Source organism: Sulfurovum sp. bin170 (assembly GCF_010892395.1).
In the GTDB taxonomy this organism is placed as follows: Bacteria; Campylobacterota; Campylobacteria; order Campylobacterales; family Sulfurovaceae; genus UBA1140.
Genome location: NZ_JAACKB010000425.1, coordinates 1 through 7,225, shown reverse-complemented (window position 1 = coordinate 7,225; position 7,225 = coordinate 1). Strand labels below are relative to the sequence as shown.

Annotated in this window: 9 protein-coding genes; 8 read left to right on the top strand and 1 reads right to left on the bottom strand. The window is 37.1% G+C overall.

Features of this window, described 5'->3' with window-relative positions:
• The 8 genes from GSY74_RS10145 to GSY74_RS10110 all read left to right on the top strand — a co-directional run.
• The coding region (locus GSY74_RS10145; protein ID WP_164664986.1) for a DUF1566 domain-containing protein at positions 1-544 on the top strand (544 nt) is incomplete at its 5' end.
• A 44-nt stretch (positions 545-588) separates the two neighbouring features.
• Complete coding sequence (gene fabD, locus GSY74_RS10140) at positions 589-1,527, top strand: ACP S-malonyltransferase (protein ID WP_164664985.1); 939 nt, start codon at positions 589-591, stop codon at positions 1,525-1,527.
• Positions 1,528-1,580: 53 nt separating this feature from the next.
• Positions 1,581-2,276 carry a 5'-methylthioadenosine/adenosylhomocysteine nucleosidase gene (locus GSY74_RS10135; protein WP_164664984.1) on the top strand — a complete coding sequence of 232 codons (696 nt, stop codon included), beginning with the start codon at positions 1,581-1,583 and terminating at the stop codon, positions 2,274-2,276.
• 40 nt (positions 2,277-2,316) lie between these two features.
• Complete coding sequence (locus GSY74_RS10130) at positions 2,317-3,114, top strand: ATP-binding protein (protein ID WP_164664983.1); 798 nt, start codon at positions 2,317-2,319, stop codon at positions 3,112-3,114.
• A gap of 349 nt (positions 3,115-3,463) precedes the next feature.
• Positions 3,464-3,748 carry an AtpZ/AtpI family protein gene (locus GSY74_RS10125; RefSeq protein WP_164664982.1) on the top strand — a complete coding sequence of 95 codons (285 nt, stop codon included), beginning with the start codon at positions 3,464-3,466 and terminating at the stop codon, positions 3,746-3,748.
• Positions 3,748-4,287 carry a hypothetical protein gene (locus GSY74_RS10120; protein ID WP_164664981.1) on the top strand — a complete coding sequence of 180 codons (540 nt, stop codon included), beginning with the start codon at positions 3,748-3,750 and terminating at the stop codon, positions 4,285-4,287. Before GSY74_RS10125 ends, GSY74_RS10120 begins: the two co-directional genes overlap by 1 nt.
• An 83-nt stretch (positions 4,288-4,370) precedes the next feature.
• On the top strand, positions 4,371-5,306 hold the full coding sequence (locus tag GSY74_RS10115; protein WP_164664980.1) for a DnaJ C-terminal domain-containing protein: 936 nt from the start codon (positions 4,371-4,373) through the stop codon (positions 5,304-5,306).
• The gene (locus GSY74_RS10110) at positions 5,299-5,670 is read left to right on the top strand and encodes a heat shock protein transcriptional repressor HspR (protein WP_304948056.1); all 372 of its coding nucleotides are present in this window, start codon (positions 5,299-5,301) and stop codon (positions 5,668-5,670) included. Before GSY74_RS10115 ends, GSY74_RS10110 begins: the two co-directional genes overlap by 8 nt.
• An 8-nt stretch (positions 5,671-5,678) precedes the next feature.
• On the opposite strand, the gene GSY74_RS10105 is transcribed toward GSY74_RS10110, so the two are convergent.
• A complete protein-coding gene (locus tag GSY74_RS10105; RefSeq protein ID WP_164664978.1) occupies positions 5,679-7,067 on the bottom strand; it encodes a Do family serine endopeptidase in 1,389 nt (462 codons plus the stop codon).
• Positions 7,068-7,225 lie beyond the last annotated feature (158 nt).

Genomic DNA, 7,225 nt, shown 5'->3' with positions numbered 1-7,225 from the left:
AGATAAGAGGGAAATATATGAGCAGAGAGTAAGAAAGATAGACCATGCCAAAATCAGGATAGATGAGATAAAGGCGAAGGTCAATAGTTTAGAAAAAGAGTTGTTAGAGATAAAGCAACTAGATAGATTACTCATTGGCAAAGATACTTTTGAAAAAAGTAGAAAAACTACTATCTATAAGGGAGATGATATTTTATTTGTTGGTGAGCTTTCATATCAGCGATTTCCTAACCATAAACTTGTTACATGGGAAGAGGCAAATGAGTATGCTAAAAAGTTGAAAATTGCAGGTTATGATGATTGGCGATTGCCCACTATAGAGGAGTTAGAGGGACTGTTGACAAAGCGAAGTCTGAAAAACTCCAAAAGAGATAGTCACTATGTCCTTAGAGATTTTTTAGAGATTATGCCCCAAGATAGTTGTTTTTGGAGTTCCTCAGAGGAGAATGAGCTATATTCGTGGTTGGCTGATTTTGGAAAAGGGTATACTTATTGGCGTAGAAAAACCCTGAAATATTATGCATTATATGTTCGCAAAACCTAAGGCAAATTAGATAAAATACGCAAATTATAATTTAAAGGGTTAGTATGTCCGTTAAGTGTGCATTTTTATTTCCAGGTCAAGGCTCACAAGCCATAGGTATGGGAAAAGATTTTTTTGAAAATTCAGATATAGCCAAAGAGATGGTCAAATCTGCGAGTGATAGAACAGGTATAGATTTTGAAAATCTTCTTTTTGAAGAGAATAACAATTTATCTCAAACAGAGTTTACTCAACCAGCTATTCTTTTGGTTGGAGCAATTGCTCACAGACTATTCACCGATGCTATTGATATAAAACCGACAATCACTATGGGACATTCACTTGGTGAGTTCTCTGCACTAGTAGCTACTGGTGCTTTGGATGCTATTGATGCTGTAGAGCTTGTGAATCTGCGTGGTAAACTGATGGCAGAGGCGTGTTCCAAGCAAGAGGTTGGGATGATGGTATCTCTAGGTCTTCAAGATGAAGTAGTAGAGCAGATTTGTCAAGAGCAGAGAGATGCAGGGCTTCAGGTGTGGGCTGTGAACTACAACTCTGATGGGCAGATTGTTATAGCAGGTATCAAAAAAGATTTGGAATCGTTAGTTGCAGTATTAAAAGATGCAAAAGCAAAAAGAGCAATGCTTCTCAATATGTCTGTAGCTTCTCACTGCCCATTACTTCAATCGGCTACTAAACCACTGGTAGTTAAATTAGAAGAGATGATAAAAGATGAGTTTATCGCTCCTGTTGTCTCAAATGTTACAGCGAAAAAATATTCATCTAAAGCAGAGGCACTAGAACTTCTTCCAGAGCAATTGGTATCTCCTGTCAAGTATAAACACTCTATTGCAAATATTGACGATGAGGTTGACTGCTACATTGAGTTTGGTCATGGTAATGTATTAAAAGGATTGAACCGAAAAGCAACTAAAAAACCACATTTTAATGTAAGTGATATGGCTTCTCTTCAAGCAACAATCGAAGCCATCAAAGCCCTGTAGGGGCAGACCAATGTGTCTGCCCTTCATCCAAATAGATAAAAATGAGGAAAAACATGAGCAAAATAGCAATCATGGGTGCAATGCCCGAAGAGATAGAACCACTTTTAGAAAAAGTTGAAAATATAAAAAAAACAGAATATGGAAAAAACAGTTACTATGAAGCAACCTACAGAGGCAAAAATATAGTTATCGCCTACTCAAAAATAGGTAAAGTATTTGCGTCATTAACTGCTACTATATTGATTGAAAAGTTTGGCTGTGATAGGCTTCTATTTTCAGGTGTAGCAGGAGCGATTAATCCTGATTTGAATATTGGAGATTTGATTATAGCAGATGCTCTCTGTCAGCATGACTTGGACATCACAGCATTTGGTCACCCTCATGGTTTTGTTCCAGAGGGTGAGGTATGCATCGCTACTGACAAATCTTTGAGAGATATTGCAAAAAAAGTTGCAGAGAAAAATGGCTTGATTCTCAAAGAGGGAATCATCGCTACTGGTGACCAGTTTGTAGCATCTACAGATAGAAAAGATTTTATCTCTTCAACATTTCAAGCAGATGCCTTGGAGATGGAGGGTGCTTCGGTTGCTGTTGTATGTGATGCGTTAAATGTTCCTTTCTTTGTACTCCGTGCTATTAGTGACTCTGCCAATGATGAGGCTGGTATGGATTTTGACGCTTTCTTAGAGAGTTCAGCAAAAATATCTGCAGAGTTCATCTTGAATATGGTAGAGTCAATTGAGCCGTAGGGTGCTGTTTTCAACGCACCAATAACAGATCAGGAATTATATGAACAGAATAATCATCAGCAAAAAACTTCTAAGAGTAGCAGGTAAAACAAACGCAGAGTTCAGACTTATAGGTGAGGGTGACAAAGTTTTGGTAGGTTTAAGTGGAGGAAAAGACTCTCTAGCACTTATCCATATACTAAAACATATACAAAGACATGCCCCTTTTAATTTTGAATTTGAAGCGTGTACTATCAAATACGGTATGCCTAATGAGAACTACACAGAGCTTGAAGCTCACTGTAAAAAGCATGAGATTAAACACACAGTTTACGATACCAATATCTTTGAAATTTCACACGATACTATTCGTGAGAACTCCTCATTTTGCTCATATTTTTCAAGAATGAGAAGAGGGGCTTTGTATACCTATGCAGAGCAGAATGGTTTTAACAAAGTAGCTCTTGGTCACCATTTTGATGACACTGTAGAGAGTTTTTTTATGAATATGTTCTACAATGGCACGATGAGGGCTATGGCTCCCATATACAAAACCTCACGAGGTTTTCATCTTATCCGTCCACTTATACAGGCTAGAGAGCGACAATTAAGAGCTTTTGCTGATGAGAACCAATTGCAACCCATAGGTGATGAGGCTTGTCCTGCTATGCTAAAAGATGTGAAGATGCCTCATGCCAGAGCTAATATGAAGATATGGCTTGAGGAGTTGGAGCGAGAGAATGGGGATATTTTCAAGAGGATAAAGGCCTCATTTAAGCACATTCACGATGATACTCTACTTGACCCTGTGCGTTGGAAGCGGGATGATATAGTCTCTTCTCCAAAAGAAAAGGTTTAATATCAAGTGAGATTTCAGAAAATTTTTTTATAAAAGTGTCTAAATTGCCATCAGAACCTATCCATTTGTAGATATTCGTTTGTCCATATAGTTTCTCTGAAGTTGTAAAACCTCTGTATGATTGGATCGCTTTGCGAAGGCTCTCTATAAAATTCATTTTTTCTGTGTGGCTCATGTTGATATTCCTTTTAAGTTTTTTTTAAGATATATTAATGTAACAAAAATTAGCTTAAACTTAAGAGTAAAAATTAAAAATAAATTTTTCTAATAAATAAAGAAAAACAGAATAAAGTAGCGTTAGATTTTTCATTAGATATAATGTTAGATAAGATTAAAATAAAGGGTAAAAATGTCAAAAGAAGAAGAGCCAAAGCTAAAAAAATTAGTTGTAGCGGCTGATGGATTGAGTCTCGGTATATCAATAGTGGTCGCTATATTATTAGGTGTAGGGTTGGGACTATTGCTCAAAAATCTTTTGGGATATCCTTGGTTATTGTGGTTGGGTGTTTTTTGGGGAGTGGCTGCGGCTATACTAAATGTATACAAAGCGTATGAGAGACAGAAAAAATCTCTCGATGAACTTGCCAACGACCCTCGCTATAGACACCAAAAATATGATGATAGTGATGATTGATGAGAAGAGTTATTAATGCACTGATTATTGTAGATATTGGGATTGTAATCTTCTGCTTTTTGAGTGGAGAGAAGGAGTGGCTTATTAACTCTCAGATAGGATTTATAACTTCATCTCTTGTGATGTTTGCTTCTATTATCTCTTATAGAAATATGGTACAAAGCAGAGTAGATGCAGGATTTGTAGTCGCAGAGGATAATCGTGACACCATAGAGAAAATAGAAGACCCATACGACCTATATGGAGAAGAAGACGGTAGGTCGGCTTGCCCTCATCCCGACAATGGAGATAATAAAAAATCAATACAAGAATTAGTAAAAGAAGAAAAAAGGAATCTAAAAAAGAGCCGTCGTTCCATCTGGCAGGTGACAAAAGATAGTAGGGCGGCACTCTCGTTTTATCGACTAGGAGCCTACTCTCTGTTAATTTTAGGTTTTTTCTATCTAAATCGTAATGAAATTTTAGATATAAGCTCTTATCTATTTGCATTAGCTCTTCCTCCTGTTATCGTTATCACTATATTGATGCGTGAAAAGTGAAAAATAGTAAACCTTGATTGACATAGACTAAGAGTTTCTGATATAATTATATTAAATTAAATGTAAGGATATAGGAAACTATAATGGCAAAAAGTTTATATGAGACACTAGGAGTAGGGGAGAGATCAAGTGCTGATGAGATAAAAAAAGCATATAGGAAATTGGCAAGAAAATATCATCCAGATGTAAACAAAGATGAGTCAGCTATTGAGAAGTTCAAGGAGATTAATGCTGCATATGAGGTACTATCTGACAAGAAGAAAAAAGATGAGTATGATATGTATGGTGACCAGATGTTCGGTGGTCAAAACTTCCATGATTTTGCACAGCAACAGGGCAATGTTGATTTGGATGACCTTCTAAAAAGTATCTTTGGTGGTGGAAGCTCTGGTGGTGGCTCTCCATTTGGTTCACATGCAAGAGGAGGCTCTTCTGCGGGTAGTGGATTTGGAGGCTTTGGTGGTTCTGCCTTTGGAGGAGCTGGACAACAGCCTGCACAAGATATTGACAACAAAATCTCTATAACGGTACCGTTTTATGTCTCTATAAAAGGTGGAAAACACAATATCTCTATAAGTAATGATAGTTTTGATATTAAGGTACCTGCTGGGATTAATAGTGGTGAGACACTAAGAGTTAGAGGCAAGGGTAACACAGTAGGCAATCACAGAGGTGACCTACTTATCAAGGTGGAAGTTTCTGATTCTGATGAGTATACAAGAAAAGGAGATGACCTTCATCTCTCTATGGATGTACCACTCAAAACTGCACTATTTGGTGGTAAGATCAAAGTAGAGACACTCATCCATGAGTCGATTACGCTAAAAGTACCTCAAAATACAAAAAATGGTCAGAAATTTAGAGTAAAAGGTAGAGGTGTTCCAAATAGAAAAACAAAAATATCTGGAAATCTATATCTTATTGCAGATATTGTTTTGCCTAAAGTTGATGAGCTTGATGAGGCATTTATCGAGACTCTAAAAGCCAATCTGCCAGGTGGTGAGCCTCTTGATGCATAGTTATGATGAACCAGTCTACCTTATCTCTGTTGTTGCATCTATCTTAGATATTCATCCACAGACTCTAAGACAGTATGAAAAAGAGGGGCTTATCGAGCCTTCTCGTACACAAGGTCGAATGAGACTCTACTCTCAACGAGATATTGATAAGATAAAATTGGTACTTCAGTTGACTAGAAAGATGGGAATCAATCTTGCAGGGGTTGATGTTATATTGAAACTAAAAAAACAGATGGATGAGATGGAAGAGGAGATTGATGCTCTTCGTGAAGAGTTAAGCAAGGTAAATCGTAACGGCTCAGTTCCTAAACATAAAGCTGTAGTTACCACTAGCAGTTACGATATTATTATCTTTGAGGAGTAGAGGGGAGTTTATTTAGTCACTACAAGCATAGTCGCCCCTCGTCTATTGATATATATTCTTTTTGTTATCCCTTTGTACTGTTTGAAGGCTTCCGTCGCATCATTAACACTCTCTATACTTAGATTCTCTATCTGTATGATAATATCACCAACACTAAAGCCATCTATATAAGCTTGTGAGTTGTGGTCAACTTTCTCTACAACTACACCTGTGATAGTGGTAGGAATCCCAAATTTTTCTCTATTTGTATCATTTATTTCATTGATATATAACCCTTCTAAATTTTTGTCTATAGAGCGTAGTGCTAACTCCTCAACATCTATATTACCTAGTTTGAGTTCTCTCACTATCTCTTTATTATCCCTCTCTATAGCTAGTTTTATGGTCTCATGAGGACGAAATGAGGTAACTATCTGTTGTAGGTCATGAGGACTTTTTACATCTTTTCCATTGATAGAATAGATTAAATCTCCTCTTCTTAGTTCTGCTTTTTTAGCAGGAGAGCTGTCTTGAACATCGGTAATAATTGCACCTTTTTGATGTCTGTATAGACTCTTTAGCTCTTTTGTCACTTTAGAGATATTTACTCCCATGAAGCCTCTCTCCACTTTGCCATCAAGGATAAGTTTACTTACAATATTTTTGACCATATTGATAGGAATAGTAAAACCTATACCGTGGTTTCCTCCACTCTCGGAGAGTATGGCAGAGTTGATTCCAATTAAGGCTCCACGAGAGTCAATTAATGCTCCACCAGAGTTACCAGGGTTGATAGAGGCATCGGTTTGGATGAAGTTCTCATATTGATTAATTCCTACGCCATACTTATTTAGTGCAGAGATAATTCCTTGGGTGACAGTTTGACCTACTCCAAATGGATTACCTATGGCAAAAACCACATCGCCAAGTCGTACATCCTCTATATGGCTAAAGGTAATGGGTTCAAGTCTCTCTGCCTCAATTTTTATAACAGCAAGGTCACTCCCTTTGTCGCGACCTATCACTTTGGCTATAAACTCTCTATCTCTATTGTTTATAGTTACAGAGATTTCGTCAGCCCCCTCTATCACATGGTTATTGGTTACTATATATCCATCTTTTGAGATAATAACTCCTGAACCTAGTGAGTTTTCACTCTTTTGAGGTGGCAGTTGATTGTTTCCAAAGAACTCTTTGAAAAATTGGCGATTTAGATTGCCTTGATAGTTGATAGTTCTAGTGGAGATATTGACTACAGCATTCATTGAGTCTTTTAAGATAGAGTTAAAAGATAAAATCTCATTTTGACCATTTGGTAGTCTATGTTTAGGGTTTTTGGGAGCATTTTCAAATGAGATAGTAGCTGAAAAAAGTGCAGAGCCTAGAAGAGCTGTGATAAGTAGGGTTCTCTTAATCATTCTTTTCCTTTAGATTTAATAGTATAATTCTTGCAAAACTCATTTGGAATCGGAGACTCTAGTCCAATGCCAATGAATTAGCGAGGCTGAAGCCATCGTTTCCTTATATGCAATTTGCATTTTCGGAATCGGCGTGTTTACACCCGAACTATTTGGTT

Bases quoted from the DNA above. Each gene is read 5' to 3' on its own strand.
- fabD (WP_164664985.1), top strand. From the start codon at position 589: ATGTCCGTTAAGTGTGCATTTTTATTTCCAGGTCAAGGCTCACAAGCC.
- GSY74_RS10135 (WP_164664984.1), top strand. From the start codon at position 1,581: ATGAGCAAAATAGCAATCATGGGTGCAATGCCCGAAGAGATAGAACCA.
- GSY74_RS10130 (WP_164664983.1), top strand. From the start codon at position 2,317: ATGAACAGAATAATCATCAGCAAAAAACTTCTAAGAGTAGCAGGTAAA.
- GSY74_RS10125 (WP_164664982.1), top strand. From the start codon at position 3,464: ATGTCAAAAGAAGAAGAGCCAAAGCTAAAAAAATTAGTTGTAGCGGCT.
- GSY74_RS10120 (WP_164664981.1), top strand. From the start codon at position 3,748: ATGAGAAGAGTTATTAATGCACTGATTATTGTAGATATTGGGATTGTA.
- GSY74_RS10115 (WP_164664980.1), top strand. From the start codon at position 4,371: ATGGCAAAAAGTTTATATGAGACACTAGGAGTAGGGGAGAGATCAAGT.
- GSY74_RS10110 (WP_304948056.1), top strand. From the start codon at position 5,299: ATGCATAGTTATGATGAACCAGTCTACCTTATCTCTGTTGTTGCATCT.
- GSY74_RS10105 (WP_164664978.1), bottom strand. From the start codon at position 7,067: ATGATTAAGAGAACCCTACTTATCACAGCTCTTCTAGGCTCTGCACTT.